This is a genomic window from Amycolatopsis sp. NPDC114505 (genome assembly GCF_055633615.1).
Map to the genome: position 1 here is coordinate 178,647 of NZ_JBVKDV010000004.1, position 15,099 is coordinate 193,745.

Sequence of the window (15,099 nt, forward strand, 5' to 3'; positions counted from 1 at the left end):
GCTCATACCAGCGAGTCGATCAGGTTCGACGCCCTCAACCTGGGACGACATGGTCCCGCAGCAACGAACTACACAGATCAAAGTACGCGTCGCAATCCCCTGGGAACAAAGATCGCAGTTACTTGAATTTTCAGCCTAACTTTCCCTCAGGACCCCGCATAGGTACCATTGCAACAGACAGACCGAGGCAGCGGCCAGTGCTACCGACACCGACCGCTGCGCACGGCTGTTCAACGAGGGTTACCGGCGAACCAGCTTCGCGGCCATCCGGAGCCCGATCGCAGCGAGCCTGGCAGCCTTGGCTGCCAGGCCGTTGCCATCTTCGAGGCAGCCCGCCGAAGCGGTGACCTCCAAGAACAGCGCAAGACCGTCAAGCAGCCCCCGCCAATCGCTTCCGGATATACCAGTGGTCCTCGTCGGCATCCGCGCCGCTCATGATCGTCTCCTCACCCGGTGTGGGTGGCCCCGCGGCGCAGAGCCGTTGACCCCGCGCCGGATCCGATCACGCGCAGGGGCAACCCGAGCGATGCGGAAACGATCACTGAGACTCGAATGCTGAACGAAGAATACAACACTCCACGCCCGACGACTATCCAACGCGGGCGGAGCAGAGCCCAACGGACGCGATTTCGCGCGCCGTGCGACGCAGGGTAATCGTAAGGACCTCATGCCGCATCAGTCCAGATTTCAACGACCAATACCCCGCTTGCAGCAGCAGTTGTTATCGCCACGAGACTTGATCAGTTGGTTGAGCACTTAATGGCACCACGGCGAGCAGCCGAGCACAACGGTAGCCGGGAGTTCTGCACAGCCGCATCTTCCGGCCTGGCTACGCCAATGCACCACCGCCACTGTCCTCCGCTAGCTCAGTTGCCTTACAAGACCGGCGCCTAACCCGGCACCCGGACCGCGACGAAGTCCGGCCGCTGCCGCAGGACGAAGCCGAGCGAGAGGTAGAGACGGATCGCGGAGGTGTTGCTCGCGGCCGCGTGCATCATCGGCGTCTCGCCGCGCTCGACGATTCCCGCCGCCACCGCGTGCACGAGCCGCGTCGCGAGGCCCTGCCCGCGGTACGCCGGGTCCGTGCACACCGCGCTGATCTCGGTGTGGCCCGGCGGGTGCAGCCGCTCCCCGGCCATCGCGACCAGCGCGCCGCCCCGCCGGATCCCGAGGTACGTGCCGAGCTCGATGGTCCGCTTGCGGAACGGCCCCGGCTTCGTCCGCTCGACGAGGTCGAGCATCTCCGGCACGTCCGCGAGCCCCAGCCGGACGGCCTCCGGGTCCGGCGCGGCCGCGACGCTCTCGGCGACGAGCTGGACACCGGGCAGCGCGTCGAGCACCTCCCAGCCCGACGGCGGGCGCGCGGCGGTGGCGGCGAGCACGACGACGGCTCCCGGCCCGGCGAGCTCGGCGACGTCGAGCCAGTCCTGCTCGTCGGGCGCGTCGGGAAGGCCCAGGAAGGGAGCCACGTCCTCGGGGTAGCGCACCGCGCGCCCGCGCCGTTCCGCGAAGCGGGCGTGTGGACCGGTCAGCGACGCCCAAGTCGGGTTGTCGAGCGGAGAAGCCATGTCGCCAGGATGCTCGAAACCGCCGTTCGCGCGGCGGCGCTCCCACATCCTGAGCGGGCGCTCAGCCGACCGTCGTCAGCTCGTCGTCCGAGAGCACGCCGGACCCGGCCGACACGATCAGCCTGCCGCCGTCCACCTGGTAGGTGTAGTCGCCGTTCTTCGCGACGAAACCGTCGCCCGAAGCCTGGGCGGGCAGCACGATGTGGGTGTCGTCCGAGGCCGCCTGCCCGCGCGCCTGACCGTCGTAGAAGACCCGCCCGTCGGGTACCTGGCAGATCGTGATCAGCGACTTCGCCGTCTGCGCGACCAGCAGCGCCGTCCCCTGGCCGCCCGGCAGGTACCGCGCCGCGTCCCCCGGGCACGGCTTCCCCGCTGGCGTCGACGACGGCGAAGCCGACGTGGACGGCGTCACCGGCGGGGTGACGGCGTTCGCGGTCGTGACGACGGTCTTGGTCGTCGGCAGGGCGGGCGTCGTGTACGCCGGGAACGGCCCGGAGGCGTCCGGCGAGGGCTTCGAGCGGGCGGTGAACAGCAGGACCCCGCCGATCGCGACACCGGCGACCAGCATCAGGGTCAGCAGCACCCACAACGCCCGCGCCCGGGCCCGGCCCGGGGCCAGGCTCGAGCAGGTGCCGCACCGTCCGGCCGCGGGGTCGTTGACCGCGCCGCACTGCGCGCACATCCAGGGGGCACCCGCCATCGGGCCTCCTTCTCCCCCCTCATCGTCACCGACGCGGGCGCGGGCTGCAACGCCCCGTTACGCCCGCTGGACGACGTTGACCATCCACGGGATGCCGAACTTGTCGACGCAGGCACCGAATTCGTCGCCCCACATCTGCTTTTCGAACGGAACCGTCACGGTTCCGCCCTCGCTCAGCTTGTCCCAGTAGCCGCGCAGATCGCCCGCGTCGTCGCCGCTGAGGCTGACCGTGATGTTGGTGCCCGGGTTGTAGTCCATCCCGGTGGGGGTGTCGGACGCCATGAGCGTGTAGCCGTTGTCCGTCTCCAGCTGGGCGTGCATGATCTTGTCCGCGTCCGCTCCTTCGGGTGAACCGAATTCCCCGAAGGTGTTCACCTTCAGGGTGCCGCCGAAGACGCTCTTGTAGAACTCCATGGCCTGCCGAGCTTCGGCGCGGAAGCTCAGGTACGGGTTGAGCACGGTAGCCACTGCGATCTCCTACTCCTCGAACGAGAGCAGCATCTTCGCAGAAGCCCGTGACCTCGACAAACGCGAGAATTTCAGACGACGAACCGGCGGTGCGCGTGCGGTTCCAACGGCAGCGCGCCGTGCAGCGCGGCACGGGCGCGCAGTTCCAGCGCGCGGTCGAGGGGCGCGGCTCCGGCGGCCGGCGCGGTGTGGAACGTGCCGCGGTCGAAGAGGTACACGAGCGCGAGCTTGCGGTCGCGGCGCCCGCCCGGCTCGGCGAACTCGACGGTCGCCGACCGCAGGCAGCCGCCGTAGCCCGCCCGGGCCAGCCGGTCCGCGACGTCGACCAGGTCGCCGGTCAGCACGCGCAGGTCGTGGTTGCGGCGCCAGCACCGGACCGTCGAGCGGCCGTAAAGGTCCTGCGTCACCAGCGGGTGCACCGGCAGCCGCGCCGACGTCGCGGCGATCAGCTCCGCTTCGGTGCGGGCCAGGGCGTCCCCGTCCACCTTGAAGCCGACCGTGCCGCCGCCGGTGGGCGTGAGGCCGAGCGCGGCGCGCATCCGCGGGGCGGCCGCGGCGAGGGTGTACAGGGACTGCAGGTGCGGACGGGACGTCCAGTAACGGACGAGCTTGTGGTCCAGCAGGGTCACGGGCGGTGTGTCCTTTTCCGGTCGAGAAGGCCGCCGGGCCGGGCGCTCTGGCAATGTCCACAGTGGACGTCAGGCGCGGGGTCGCGGGGTCGGAAAGGACAGCATGCGCCCGCGGCACCGGTTCCGTCCCGGAACCACGCCGGCACGCGGCGAACGGCAGCACTTCGCCGCCGAACGGTCACTCCGGGTCAGGTTCAGCCGATCAGCGGTATCCCTTTCGCCTCACGCGGAGGTGATCACGACCTTCCCGAAGTTCTCGCGGCTCCGGAACCGCTCGCAGGCTGCCCCGGCGTCGTCGAAGGAATGAACGCTGTCGACGACCGGCTCGATCGGCCGCACCGCCAGCTGCCGCAGGAGGTCTTCGGTGTCCTCGCGGCTGCCGACCCAGATCTTCCGCACGGTCGCACCGCTGCGGAACAGGTCCATGAACTCGACCGGAGCACCGCCGGTGCCGACGAACCCGACGAGCGCGATCTCGGCGTGGTGCGTCCCGGCGGCGACGAGCGACTGCGCGAACGTGCCGGGCCCGCCGACCTCGACGATCCGGTCCGCGCCGCGGCCGCCGGTGGCGTCGAGGACCGCCTTGCCCCACTCGGGGGTCGCCCGGTAGTCGATCACGGTGTCGGCGCCGAGCTCGGTCAGCTTCACGGCCTTCTCCGGGCTGGACGTCGTGGCAACCACCCGCGCGCCGAGCACCTTGGCCAGCTGCAGGGCGAACAGCGACACCCCGCCCGTGCCGAGGGTGAGCACGACGTCGCCCGGCCGCACCCCGGCCAGCGACGTCCACGCGGTGACGGCGGCACACGGCAGCGTCGCCCCTTGTTCGAAGGTCAGCGAATCCGGCAGCGCGACGAGCGCGTGCTCGGAGACGGCGCGGTACTCGGTGAGCCAGCCGTCCTGGCCGTTCCCGTAGCCGACCAGCGAATCCGGCAGCCGTCCCGCGATCCAGTTCGAATGGAAGGCGTTCACGACCCGGTCACCGACAGCGAAGCGCGTCACGCCGTCACCGACCGCGGCGACCTCGCCCGCGGCGTCGGACACCGGGATCAGGCTCCCGGGCCCGTTGGTGAAGTGGTCGCCGTCGAGGATGAGCAGGTCCCGGTAGTTCAGCGACGTCGCCCGGACCCGGACGAGCACCTCGCCGCGCCGGGGCTCCGGAACAGCCTCTTCACGCTGGACCAGCTTGCCAGCTTCGGGGCGATAGACGCGCACCGCCGACCTCCTCATGTTAATCGATTGGCTAACATCGACCATGGCACAGCCGCCCGCGCTCCGGCAACCAAGGGATACTCGGACCATGGCCAGCCGCACCGCGACCCCCTTGGACCACCCGGCCCTCGAGGACGTCACGTTCGCCGAGGCCCTGGAAGCCCTGCGCGACCCGTATCGGCTGGCCATGGTCGCCGCACTCGCGCGTGAACCCGGCCAGTCGTGCGGCGCGATCATGCCGCCGGTCAGCAAGCCCGCCGCGTCCCGGCACTTCAAGATCCTTCGCGCGGCCGGCCTGCTGAAGCAGTGGGACAGCGGCACGCAGCGGCTGAACGCGTTGCGCCGAGAGGAGTTCGACGTGCGCTTCCCCGGTCTGCTCGACCTGGCTCTCGCCGAAGCCGCCCGCTGAACCAGGAGCTTCTTCGCCAACCAGACATTTAGCGTTGCTAATAGATCTGAGTCAGAGCTACCTTGGCGACATGACCGAACTCGCCGAACGACTGCTCGGCGCCGTCCAGGGGATCCGCCGGGTGGTGCGCCGCCGCGTGCGCGCCGAGGTGCCTGGCTTCCCCCTGCCCGGCGCCCAGGTCGAGGTCCTGCGCGTCGTGGCCGATCAGCCCGGCATCGGCGTCGCCGCGGCCGCGCGCGAGCTGCACCTGGCCGCCAACTCGGTCAGCACGCTGGTGAACCAGCTCGTCGACGCCGGCCTGCTGCGCCGCGAAGCCGACCCGGCCGACCGGCGCGCGGCCCGGCTGGAGGTCACCGGCGCCGCGCGCGACCGGATGGCGTCGTGGCGGCGCGCCCGGACCGGGCTCGTCGCCGAAGCGCTCACCGGACTGTCCGAAGAGGACACGGCAGCGATCGAACAGGCGTTGCCCGCCCTCGAAAAGCTCATGGGCATCCTGAAGGAGCAGCCATGACCGAACCCGCGGTGCGGTGCACCGGCCTGAGCCACTCGTTCGGGACGACCCGCGCGGTGGACGGCGTCGACCTGGAGATCCCGCCCGGCGAGGTGTTCGGCCTGCTCGGCCCGAACGGGGCGGGCAAGACGACGACGCTCCGGATGATCACCACGCTGCTGCCCACCGCGGCGGGCCGCATCACGGTCTTCGGTGTCGACGTCACGCGCCGCCGGATGGCCGTGCGGCGGCTCATCGGCTACGTCCCGCAGCAGCTGTCGGCCGACGGCGCGCTGACCGGCCGCGAGAACGTCGCGTTGTTCGCCCGGCTCTTCGACGTGCCGCGCGCCCGGCGCGACGGCGAGGTGCGGCGCGCACTGGACCTCGTCGGGCTGGCCGGCGAAGCCGACCGCGTCGCGAAGGGTTACTCCGGCGGCATGATCCGCCGGCTCGAGCTCGCCCAGGCCCTGGTCAGCTCGCCGCGGCTGCTGATCCTCGACGAGCCGACGATCGGGCTCGACCCGGTCGCCCGCTCGGCCGTGTGGGAGCGGATCACGCAGATCCGCACCGACACCGGCATGACCGTGCTCGTCACCACCCACTACATGGACGAGGCCGAGCAGTACTGCGACCGCGTCGCGCTCATGCACGCCGGCCGGATCCGGGCGCTGGGCACCCCCGCCGACCTCGAGACCGACCTCGGCCCGGGGTCCACATTGGACGACGTGTTCCGGGCGGTCACCGGCGACCGCCTCGAAACCGACGAAGGAGGGATCCGCAGTGTCCGTGCCGCTCGCCGCACCGCCCGCCGTCTCGGCTGACCCCGGCCCGCTGCGCCAGGTGCGCATCCTCGCCGCCCGCGTCGGCGCGATGTGCCTGGTGGAGCTGCAGAAACTGCGCCGCGACCAGACCGAGCTGCTCACCCGGGCGATCCAGCCCGCGCTGTGGCTGCTGATCTTCGGCGAGACGTTCACCCGGCTCAAGGCGATCCCGACCGGCTCGACGCCGTACCTCGACTACCTCGCGCCCGGCATCCTCGCGCAGTCGGCGTTGTTCATCTCGATCTTCTACGGCATCCAGATCATCTGGGAACGCGACGCGGGCGTGCTCGCCAAGCTCCTCGTGACGCCGACGCCGCGGGCCGCGCTCGTCGCCGGGAAGGCTTTCGCCGCCGGCGTCCGCGCGCTCGTGCAGGCCCTGATGGTGCTGATATTGGCCGCGATCCTCGGCGTCGGGCTGACCGTGAACCCGCTGAAGCTGCTCGCGATGGCCGTCGTGCTCGTGCTCGGGTCGGCGTTCTTCTGCTGCCTGTCCATCGTGATCGCCGGGATCGTGCTGTCGCGCGAGCGGCTGATGGGCATCGGCCAGGCGATCACGATGCCGCTGTTCTTCGGCTCGAACGCGCTGTACCCGGTGGACCTGATGCCGTCGTGGCTGAAGGTGCTCAGCCACGTCAACCCGCTGAGCTACCAGGTCGACGCGCTGCGCGGGCTGCTGATCGGCACCCCGTCGCACCTCGGGCTCGACTTCGCCGTGCTGACCGCGGCGACGGTCGCCGCGATTTCGGTCGCTTCGGCCCTGCTCGGCAGGTTGGCCCGTTGAGGCACATGTCTCACCGAACGGAAGCTTCATTCCCGGATGGCTAATCTCGGATTCGTGAATGGTCGCCCTGGCGTGGTCTCTTTTGCCGGTTTGTGTGTTCTCGCCGGAATTCTGGTGGCGGGCACGATGGCGCCCGCCGCCATCGGCGCCGGCCTGCTGTCGAATCAGGTCAGCGATTCGGTGGACGCCATTTCCGCCCAGCTCGCCGCCGCCGACCCGCCGCTGACCACGACGGTGACCGACCGGGACGGCACGCCGATCGCGACGCTCTACGCGCAGTACCGGCTGCCGGTGACCTCGGCCGGGATCGCGACGACGATGAAGGCCGCCATCATCGGGATCGAGGACCGCCGCTTCTACACCGAAGGCGGCGTCGACATGCAGGGCATGCTGCGCGCGGCGGTCAACGACAGCGCCGGCGGCGCGCTGCAGGGCGCGTCGACGATCTCGCAGCAGCTCGTCAAGAACTACCTCGTGAACGTGGTCGACCGGACCAACCCGATCGCGCAGCAGGAAGACCGCGAGGACTCGCTCGCGCGCAAGCTGCGCGAGGCGAAAATGGCCGTCCAGCTCAACGACACCATGAGCAAGGACGACATTCTGGCGAATTACCTCAATGTGGTCGAATTCAGCGGAACGGTGTACGGGGTCGCCTCCGCCGCGAAAGCCTACTTCGGGACGACGGCGGACAAACTGACCGTGCCGCAGGCGGCGTTGCTCGCCGGAATGGTGAACAACCCCAGCGTCTACAACCCGTACACCCACGCGGACAAAGCACTGCAGCGCCGCAACCTCGTCATCGACGCCATGGTCAGCAACGGCTCCCTCCCGGCGTCCTACGCGGCGACGGCGAAGGCGGCGCCGCTCGGGCTGCTGCCGGACGGACCCGTGACACCGTCCGCGACGTGCATGGGCGCGGCGCCGGACGCGGGGTTCTTCTGCGCCTACGCCGAGAACTACCTGGTGCACGCCGGTTTCACCGCGGACCAGCTGGCCACCGGCGGCTACACGATCAAGACCACGCTCGACCCGCACGTCTCCCAGGTCACGAAGGACGCCGTCGACGCCAACGTGCCGACCACCCAGGACGGCGTGGCGAACACCTTCGCCGTCGTCCAGCCGGGCTCGGCCGGCCACCAGGTGCTCGCCATGGTCGCGAACCGGAACTACGGCACGGATCCGGCGCGGGGCGAGACGTCCACGGATATCGTCGCCGACGCGAGCAACGAGTTCGGCGCGGGCTCATCGTTCAAGATCTTCACCTCGGCCGCGGCGCTCGTCACCGGCAAGGCGGGTCTGGAGACGCCATTGCCCAACCCGGACAGCCAGTGCTTCGCGCCGCCGAACGCCAACGCGCGCACGGCCTGCTACACCGTCCACAACGACGGCCACTACGCCGATCCGATCAGCCTCGCCGACGGTCTCGCGACGTCGCCGAACGTCGCCTTCGTCGGGCTGGAGAGCCAGGTCGGGATGCCGGCCGTGCTGGACATGGCGTACAAGCTGGGGCTGCGGAACACCCTCGCGACCAACGACGCGGGCGCGGCGCCGGACCCCGCTTCGGCCAACCCGCAGTACAACCAGCCGCAGTCGAAGTACTTCCAGAACCTGCTGTCGTTCACCCTCGGCAACAGCCCGGTCAGCCCGCTGGAGATGGCGAATGTCTCGGCGACGCTGATGAGCGGCGGCGTCTGGTGCCCGCCGAGCCCGATCCTGTCGGTGACCGACCGGAACGGGACCGCCGTCCCGGTGGCGCAGCAGGCGTGCGAGCAGGTCATCCCGACCGGCGTGGCGAACACCCTCGAAGCGGGCCTGAGCAAGGACACGACGGCCGGCACGTCGGCCCAGGCCGCCCACGCCGCCGGCTGGACCCGCCCCGACATCGGCAAGACCGGGACGACGCAGCAGAGCGAGTCCGTGGCGTTCGTCGGCGGCGTCGACGGCTACGCGGTTTCGTCGATGGTCTTCGCCGACGGCCCACACCCACGCGAGATCTGCCCCGGCACACCCGTGCACCTCGGCAACTGCGGCCACGGCGCGTTCGGCGGCACGGTCGCGGCGCCGCCGTACTTCCACGCGATGAGCCAGCTGCTCGCGGGTGTGCCGGACCAGCAGATCCCCGGCCCGGACCCGGACTACCTGACCGCGCGGAGCTAGCGCGGTTCGAGGAAGACGAGCGGGATCTCGCGCTCCGTCTTCGTCTGGTACTGCGCGTAGTTCTTGAAGTCGCCGGAGATCTTCGGCCAGAGCTTCGCACGCTCGTCGGCGTCGGCGACGCGGGCGTGCATCGGCCGCTTCGCGGCGCCCTTGAGCGACACCTCGACCTCGGGGTTGTCGCGCAGGTTGAGGAACCACGCGGGGTGCGTGTCGTCCCCGCCGCGCGAAGCGACGACGACCAGCGTGTCGCCGTCCTGGTGCGGCGAGGTCAGCAGCACCGACCGCGGCTGCCCGCTCTTGCGGCCGGTCGTGGTGAGCTCCAGGACGGGCATGGCGGCGTGCCAGCCCACCTTCCCGCCGGTGAGCTTGATCAGGCCGCGGTGCACGGCGTTCATGGTCTTGAGGGCGAAATCGCTCGGCATGATCACAATCTAGTCCCCGAGTTCGGCGAAACCGCCACGCGGCGGCACGCCGGTGTGCGACGCTGCGCGGCGGACAGAAGACCTGGGAGAAAGAAGTACCGATGCTGATCTGGGGCTGGCGGACACGGATCTACGTGCTGGCGATGACGACCTTCCTGTGCGGCCGGTGCGGCAACCCCGCCTCGCACGCGGTGCGCAAGGCGGTCACGAAGTTCACGCTCTTCTTCATCCCGCTCTTCCCGATCAGCGTGAAGTACTCGGCGCAGTGCACGTTCTGCGGGATCGAGAACCGGATCCCGAAGGAGGACGCCGTCCGCCTGCAGGCGCAGGAGGAGCAGGGCCAGCAGCCGCCGACCGGCGGGTACCCGCAGCAGCAGGGTTTCCCGCAGCAGGGTGCGCCGCAGGGCTTCCAGCCACCGCACCCGTCCCAGCCGCAGGGTTTCCCGCAGCCGCAGCACCCGTCGCAGGGTGGCGGGCAGCAGTACCCGCAGCAGGGCAGCTGAGCCGTCCTTTTCGGACAATCAGGGATAAATCGGCGTAACCCTCGCTCGGTCAGGCACCCATCGGCGCGAACGCCGCGGCCCGGCGCGCGATCACGGCCACGGTCCCGGCGAACCGCCCGTAGACCGCCGCGAGCAGCACCACGTCGACCGCGGCGTGCCCGCGTACCTCTTCACGCAGCGCTCGCTCCGCCGCCTCGGCGAGCGCGACGGCGTCGGCCACCCCGGCGCCGCCCGCTCCGGCGCCGCCCGCTCCGGCGCCGCCCGCTCCGGCGAGCAGCCCCTGAAGCGCGCGGGCCGCGGCCACCGCGTGCCCGCCCAGCCGCCCGAGCGCCGGTCGCACCTCCACCGGCACCCGCCGCGGCTCCGCGACCTCCCGCGCAAGACCACCCATCCGAGTGAGATCCGCGGCGGTGTGGACGGCGGCGACGACCACCTTCACGTCGTCGGCCCGCGGCGTGTGCAGGGCCAGCAGCGCACACGCCTGGTCCTCGCACGCGGCCCCGAGCGCGACGACCGCGGCGACGTCTTCCCGCACCCGTCCGCCCAGCGTGTGGTCACTTTCGAGGACGGAACGCGTGGCGCCTTCGAGCGCGCGCACGACCAGCGCGCACAGGTCCGCGAGCCGGTGGGCGAGCGTGCCCAGCTCCTTCTGAAACGCCGTCGGCATGGCGGCAGGAAACCAGCCCGGCCGGGTACCGGCATCTCGTCGCCCGGCCCGGAACTGTCGGACCCCCGTGCTCTCCTCGTCGGCGAGAGCGGTGCACCCGCACCCGGAGGAGAAGGAGGAGACCGATGGCAGGCGAAACGCTGGTCACCGTGGTCGGCAACCTGACGTCCGACCCCGAGCTGCGGTTCACGCCGTCCGGCGCCGCGGTCGCGAACTTCACGGTCGCGTCCACGCCGCGCACGTTCGACCGCGAGTCCGGCGCCTGGCGCGACGGCGAGGCGCTGTTCCTGCGCTGCAGCCTGTGGCGGCAGTACGCGGAGAACGTCGCGGAGTCGCTCGGGCGCGGCACCCGCGTGGTCGTCCAAGGCCGGCTGAGACAGCGGTCGTACGACACGAAGGAGGGTGAGAAGCGCACCGTGACGGAGCTCGACGTCGACGAGATCGGCCCGGCCCTGCGCTACGCCACGGCGAAGGTGACCAGGCTCAGCCGGGCCGCCGGCGGCGAGGAGAGCAGTTCGTGGACACCGGAGCCGGTCCCGGTGGCCGCCGGCGCGGAGCCTCCGTTCTGAGTCGACCCGGGCTCGACCGCCGGCGGTGACGATGGACGGACGCTTCAGGTCAGGCCGGTTCCGCCTGTGCTGTCGAAATCCCGTCACCTGGTTCGACGCATGGGTAGGAAGAGGTCGAACCACGAGCGGGAGGGACCGAGATGACCAGCGACGAACAGACCGGAACACCGGCCGTGCACCCCCTGGTGAACCACCGCATGCTGGCGATGCTGCGAGCGGTCGGCGCGGGCCGCGGCCGGGTGTCCTGCAGCAGCGAGCCGGACCTGTTCATCGACGGAGTCTCGTGCGGCGACCAGTTCGCGGCCCACACACTGGCCCACCAGGGCCTCCTCCGCGCGGCCCGCCCCGGTCTCCCGGGCGAGCTGGTCCCGGCCACCCTGACCCCCGACGGCCAGGCGATCCTCAAGGCGCAGCATCAGAAGCACCACGCCGCCTGACCCGGCGACGCGAACCTTGACAACTCCACAACGACGGCGCCATCGCAGCCGCGACCTACTCCGGCTCACCCCGGCGCGGTGCCCGATCCCGACGAGCTGCTCAGCCGCGCCTGCAAGCATCGCCCGAGGACCTCGTTCTCGGCGGCCGGGTCGGCGGCCCCGCCGACCCGGGCCCCCGCCGCGCGGGCACACCCCCGCCCCCGGCGAGGTACGCAGCCACCCGGCCGCCCTGTCGCGCAGGCACACCCCGGCCCACCCGACCGAGTCGGTGCCACCAGCCCGCCCCTGCCTACCCGGCGAGGTCGCTGCCACCCGGACGCCCGAGACCCCGTGTCGCGCAGGCACACCCCGGCCCACCCGACCGAGTCGGCGCCACCAGCCCCGTCCGCGCAGGCCCCCCGCCCACCCGGCCGGGTCGCAGCCACCAGCCGGCGAGACCCCTTGCCGCGCAGGCACCATCCCGGCCAACGAACCCCGCGGGAACCATCTCCACCTGTCCCGCCCCTCCACCAAGGCCGAGCCCGGGCGGGGATCGCGACTACCGTGGCGGCCATGAGCAACACCGAGGCCGCCCCCACCGAGCTCGCCTGCGGCGACCGGCCCGCGACGGCCGACCCCGAGCACCCGGCCGTCGAGATCCTCACCCCGCGTGAGGTCCCCCTGGGCGGCCCGCGGGCGATGCGGGTCCGGCGGACGCTCCCCCAGCGCTCCCGGTCCCTGATCGGCGCCTGGTGCTTCGCCGACCACTACGGCCCGACCGAGGTCACCGGCGCGATGGACGTCGCCCCGCACCCGCACACCGGCCTGCAGACGGTGAGCTGGCTGTTCGCCGGCGAGATCGAGCACCGCGACAGCCTGGGCACGCACGCGATGATCCGCCCCGGCGAGCTGAACCTGATGACCGGCGGCGACGGTATCTGCCACTCCGAGGTCTCGACCGAAGCCGCGAAGACGCTGCACGGCGTCCAGCTCTGGGTGGCCCTGCCCGAGCGGCACCGCCACACGGCCCGCGCCTTCGACCACTACGTGCCGTCGGTGAACCGGATCGAAGGCGCCGAGATCCGGGTGTTCCTCGGGTCGCTGGCCGGGCGCACGTCCCCGATCCCGACGTTCACCCCGCTCCTGGGCGCGGAGATCGTGCTGGGCCCGGACGCCCACATGTCCCTCGGCGTCGACCCCCGCTTCGAGCACGGCGTCCTGGTCGACTCCGGCGACGTCGTCGTCGCGGGCACCCGCGTCCGCGCGGCCGAGCTGGGCTACGTCGGCACCGGCCTGCGCTCTCTGACGCTGAGCAACCGGGGCGCGACGCCGGCCCGGTTCCTCCTTCTGGGCGGAACCCCGTTCGACGAAGAAATCCTGATGTGGTGGAACTTCGTCGGCCGGACCCACGAGGAGATCGCGGCTTTCCGCGAAGCCTGGCAGGCGGAGTCCGACCAGTTCGGCAGCGTCTCGGGCTACACGGGCACCCCGCCGCGGCTGCCGGCACCGGAGCTGCCGGCGGTCCGCATCAAGCCGCGCCGCAACCCCGCCTCAGCCCAGGAACCCGGCCACGGCTGAGACGAACGCGGGCGCGTCGTCCAGCCACGGGTAGTGCGCGGCACCGGGCAGGACGACGACCCGCGCATCCGGGAACAGGCCGGCGAACTCGCCGGCGACGCCCGGGCTGGCGATCCAGTCCAGCTCGCCCGCGAGCACCAGCACGGGAGCCTCGACACCACCGAGCGCGACCCGGGTCAGCTCGGGTTCGAAGGCACCATCGGCGTTGTAGACGCGCGCGGCGGCACCGTTGCGCTGACCGGCCTCGGCAGCCTGGTGCCGCCGGGCGGCGTCGTCCCAGCGGCCGTAGTACATCGGGGCAACGGCGGCCCAGTCGGCACTGGTGGCGGTCCGGGCGGCAATCGCCTCATAGGCCGCGGCGGCGGCCTCGAACCAGGGCGCACCGGCCCGCCGCGCCATGATCAGCCGCCGATCGCCAACGGGCAGCTGCAACCCGACGGCCCGCGGACTGGGAGCGACGAGCGCAAGCCGCCGCAGCCGCCCGGGATAGCGAGCGGCATAGAGGGTGGCAAGGCTCGCCCCGGCCGAGTGCCCCAGCAGGTCGAACCGCTCGAGGCCAAGGTGCTTGCGCAACGCTTCGACGTCCTCGACCTGCCGATCGCACCGATAGGTCGAGGGGTCATCGGGTACCTCGGAGTCCCCGGTCCCCCGCGAATCCAGCACGGCGAGCTGCCGCCGAGCCCCAAGCCCGCCAAGATCCCCCAGATAGGCACCGGCCCGCATGGGCCCACCAGGCAGGCAGACGACGGGCTCACCACCGGAACCGAAAAGGCGAAAGGCAAGCGCGGTCCCATCCGGCGCGGAGAAGATCGGCATCCCCGACCCTGACACTCCCCAGGCGGCCCAGGCAACCCTCAGCCGAGCAAAGGACCGCCGCCCCCGAACACCACCGGATCAACCGCGCCCACCCAACGCACCAAGCGAGCGCCCTCGCCCGCCCAGCACGCCACACGAGCGGCCCCCCGCCCGCTCTCTCACGTCGCGTCAACCGGGCGCCGCCCAGCCGGCGCAACCCGTCAGCCAATCCCGCCGACCATCACCGCCCCCGCGCGAGATAAGCCTCCAAGGTCGCCAGCCGATGCTCCCGCGCGAACCGCTCGACCTCCGCCGCCTCACCCCCACCCTCGATCAGCGCAAGCAACCGCTCGTGCTCTTCAACCGACTCCGGAGCCCGCCCCGGCACCGACGCGAACGTACTGTCACGGACCGCGGCCAGCCGAGTCCAGCAGCGCCGCACCAAGTCGACCAGGTTCGGGTTCGGGCAGGCGCCGAACAGCACCTCGTGGAACTCCGCGTTCAGCGCCGTGAACGTGAGCGGGTCGAACTCGGCGAGACTCCGGCGCATCCGCTCGTTCAGCGACCGGGCGCGCGCCAGATCCGCCGGCGTCAGCAGCGGCGCGGCCAGCCCGGTCGCGGCACCCTCGACGATCGCCACGGTCTCCATCGCGTGCCGGTACTCCGTGGGGTCGATGGCCACCACCCGGGCCCCGACGTTCCGCTCGAACTCGATCAGCTCCTCGGCCTCGAGCCGGCGCAGGGCCTCGCGGACCGGCACCGCGCTGACCTCGATCTCCCGGCCGATCTGGTCGAGCACCAGCCGGTAGCCGGGCCCGTAGCGGCCGTCGAGGATCCTGGCCTTGATCGTCTCGTAGGCCAGCTGGGACTTCGTGACCGGTCTTCCCGAGGACGCGCTGATCATGTAGGAAACCATA

Annotated in this window: 18 protein-coding genes; 9 read left to right on the forward strand and 9 right to left on the reverse strand. The window is 71.4% G+C overall.

Features of this window, described 5'->3' with window-relative positions; all coding sequences use genetic code 11:
• Positions 1-890 precede the first annotated feature (890 nt).
• The 5 genes from ACZ7OU_RS39005 to ACZ7OU_RS39025 all read right to left on the reverse strand — a co-directional run bounded on the left by ACZ7OU_RS39005 (position 891) and on the right by ACZ7OU_RS39025 (position 4,577).
• On the reverse strand, positions 891-1,568 hold the full coding sequence (locus ACZ7OU_RS39005; RefSeq protein WP_470259161.1) for a GNAT family N-acetyltransferase: 678 nt from the start codon (positions 1,566-1,568) through the stop codon (positions 891-893).
• A 61-nt stretch (positions 1,569-1,629) separates the two neighbouring features.
• Positions 1,630-2,268 carry a hypothetical protein gene (locus tag ACZ7OU_RS39010; protein WP_470246325.1) on the reverse strand — a complete coding sequence of 213 codons (639 nt, stop codon included), beginning with the start codon at positions 2,266-2,268 and terminating at the stop codon, positions 1,630-1,632.
• A gap of 57 nt (positions 2,269-2,325) precedes the next feature.
• Positions 2,326-2,736 carry a VOC family protein gene (locus tag ACZ7OU_RS39015; RefSeq protein WP_470246324.1) on the reverse strand — a complete coding sequence of 137 codons (411 nt, stop codon included), beginning with the start codon at positions 2,734-2,736 and terminating at the stop codon, positions 2,326-2,328.
• 71 nt (positions 2,737-2,807) lie between these two features.
• Complete coding sequence (pspAB, locus tag ACZ7OU_RS39020) at positions 2,808-3,365, reverse strand: PspA-associated protein PspAB (RefSeq protein ID WP_470246323.1); 558 nt, start codon at positions 3,363-3,365, stop codon at positions 2,808-2,810.
• Between the two features lie 222 nt (positions 3,366-3,587).
• Positions 3,588-4,577 (reverse strand): zinc-dependent alcohol dehydrogenase family protein, encoded by a 990-nt coding sequence (locus ACZ7OU_RS39025; protein WP_470259162.1) that lies wholly within the window; start codon positions 4,575-4,577, stop codon positions 3,588-3,590.
• 85 nt (positions 4,578-4,662) lie between these two features.
• Between ACZ7OU_RS39025 and ACZ7OU_RS39030 the strand changes: the two genes are divergently transcribed.
• The 5 genes from ACZ7OU_RS39030 to ACZ7OU_RS39050 all read left to right on the forward strand — a co-directional run bounded on the left by ACZ7OU_RS39030 (position 4,663) and on the right by ACZ7OU_RS39050 (position 9,232).
• Positions 4,663-4,983, forward strand: coding sequence for an ArsR/SmtB family transcription factor (locus tag ACZ7OU_RS39030; RefSeq protein WP_470259163.1), 321 nt, complete (start codon positions 4,663-4,665; stop codon positions 4,981-4,983).
• A 70-nt stretch (positions 4,984-5,053) separates the two neighbouring features.
• Complete coding sequence (locus ACZ7OU_RS39035) at positions 5,054-5,494, forward strand: MarR family winged helix-turn-helix transcriptional regulator (protein ID WP_470246320.1); 441 nt, start codon at positions 5,054-5,056, stop codon at positions 5,492-5,494.
• Positions 5,491-6,294 carry an ABC transporter ATP-binding protein gene (locus ACZ7OU_RS39040; RefSeq protein ID WP_470259164.1) on the forward strand — a complete coding sequence of 268 codons (804 nt, stop codon included), beginning with the start codon at positions 5,491-5,493 and terminating at the stop codon, positions 6,292-6,294. Before ACZ7OU_RS39035 ends, ACZ7OU_RS39040 begins: the two co-directional genes overlap by 4 nt.
• Complete coding sequence (locus ACZ7OU_RS39045) at positions 6,254-7,075, forward strand: ABC transporter permease (protein ID WP_470246318.1); 822 nt, start codon at positions 6,254-6,256, stop codon at positions 7,073-7,075. The genes ACZ7OU_RS39040 and ACZ7OU_RS39045 overlap by 41 nt, the downstream gene beginning before the upstream one ends.
• A 36-nt stretch (positions 7,076-7,111) precedes the next feature.
• The gene (locus ACZ7OU_RS39050; protein WP_470259165.1) at positions 7,112-9,232 is read left to right on the forward strand and encodes a transglycosylase domain-containing protein; all 2,121 of its coding nucleotides are present in this window, start codon (positions 7,112-7,114) and stop codon (positions 9,230-9,232) included.
• Here the strand turns inward: ACZ7OU_RS39050 and ACZ7OU_RS39055 are convergent.
• On the reverse strand, positions 9,229-9,654 hold the full coding sequence (locus ACZ7OU_RS39055) for a nitroreductase/quinone reductase family protein (protein ID WP_470259166.1): 426 nt from the start codon (positions 9,652-9,654) through the stop codon (positions 9,229-9,231). The genes ACZ7OU_RS39050 and ACZ7OU_RS39055 overlap by 4 nt on opposite strands.
• Before the next feature lie 101 nt (positions 9,655-9,755).
• Between ACZ7OU_RS39055 and ACZ7OU_RS39060 the strand changes: the two genes are divergently transcribed.
• Entirely contained in the window at positions 9,756-10,157 is a 402-nt protein-coding gene (locus ACZ7OU_RS39060; protein ID WP_470259167.1) for a zinc ribbon domain-containing protein, read from the forward strand.
• A 49-nt stretch (positions 10,158-10,206) separates the two neighbouring features.
• Here the strand turns inward: ACZ7OU_RS39060 and ACZ7OU_RS39065 are convergent, their stop codons facing one another.
• Positions 10,207-10,824 (reverse strand): PhoU domain-containing protein, encoded by a 618-nt coding sequence (locus ACZ7OU_RS39065; RefSeq protein ID WP_470259168.1) that lies wholly within the window; start codon positions 10,822-10,824, stop codon positions 10,207-10,209.
• A 125-nt stretch (positions 10,825-10,949) separates the two neighbouring features.
• Between ACZ7OU_RS39065 and ACZ7OU_RS39070 the strand changes: the two genes are divergently transcribed.
• From ACZ7OU_RS39070 to ACZ7OU_RS39080, 3 genes are all read left to right on the forward strand, one after another.
• Positions 10,950-11,393 carry a single-stranded DNA-binding protein gene (locus tag ACZ7OU_RS39070; RefSeq protein ID WP_470246313.1) on the forward strand — a complete coding sequence of 148 codons (444 nt, stop codon included), beginning with the start codon at positions 10,950-10,952 and terminating at the stop codon, positions 11,391-11,393.
• Between the two features lie 140 nt (positions 11,394-11,533).
• Positions 11,534-11,830, forward strand: a complete 297-nt coding sequence (locus ACZ7OU_RS39075) for a hypothetical protein (protein ID WP_470246312.1) — start codon at positions 11,534-11,536, stop codon at positions 11,828-11,830.
• Between the two features lie 552 nt (positions 11,831-12,382).
• Positions 12,383-13,387 (forward strand): pirin family protein, encoded by a 1,005-nt coding sequence (locus ACZ7OU_RS39080; protein ID WP_470259169.1) that lies wholly within the window; start codon positions 12,383-12,385, stop codon positions 13,385-13,387.
• Here ACZ7OU_RS39080 and ACZ7OU_RS39085 read toward each other — a convergent pair.
• Together ACZ7OU_RS39085 and ACZ7OU_RS39090 are read right to left on the reverse strand one after the other, a co-directional pair.
• Positions 13,361-14,203, reverse strand: coding sequence for an alpha/beta fold hydrolase (locus ACZ7OU_RS39085; RefSeq protein WP_470259170.1), 843 nt, complete (start codon positions 14,201-14,203; stop codon positions 13,361-13,363). The genes ACZ7OU_RS39080 and ACZ7OU_RS39085 overlap by 27 nt on opposite strands.
• A 220-nt stretch (positions 14,204-14,423) precedes the next feature.
• Positions 14,424-15,098: a GntR family transcriptional regulator gene (locus tag ACZ7OU_RS39090; RefSeq protein WP_470259171.1), complete on the reverse strand. Its 675-nt coding sequence runs from the start codon at positions 15,096-15,098 to the stop codon at positions 14,424-14,426.
• Position 15,099 lies beyond the last annotated feature (1 nt).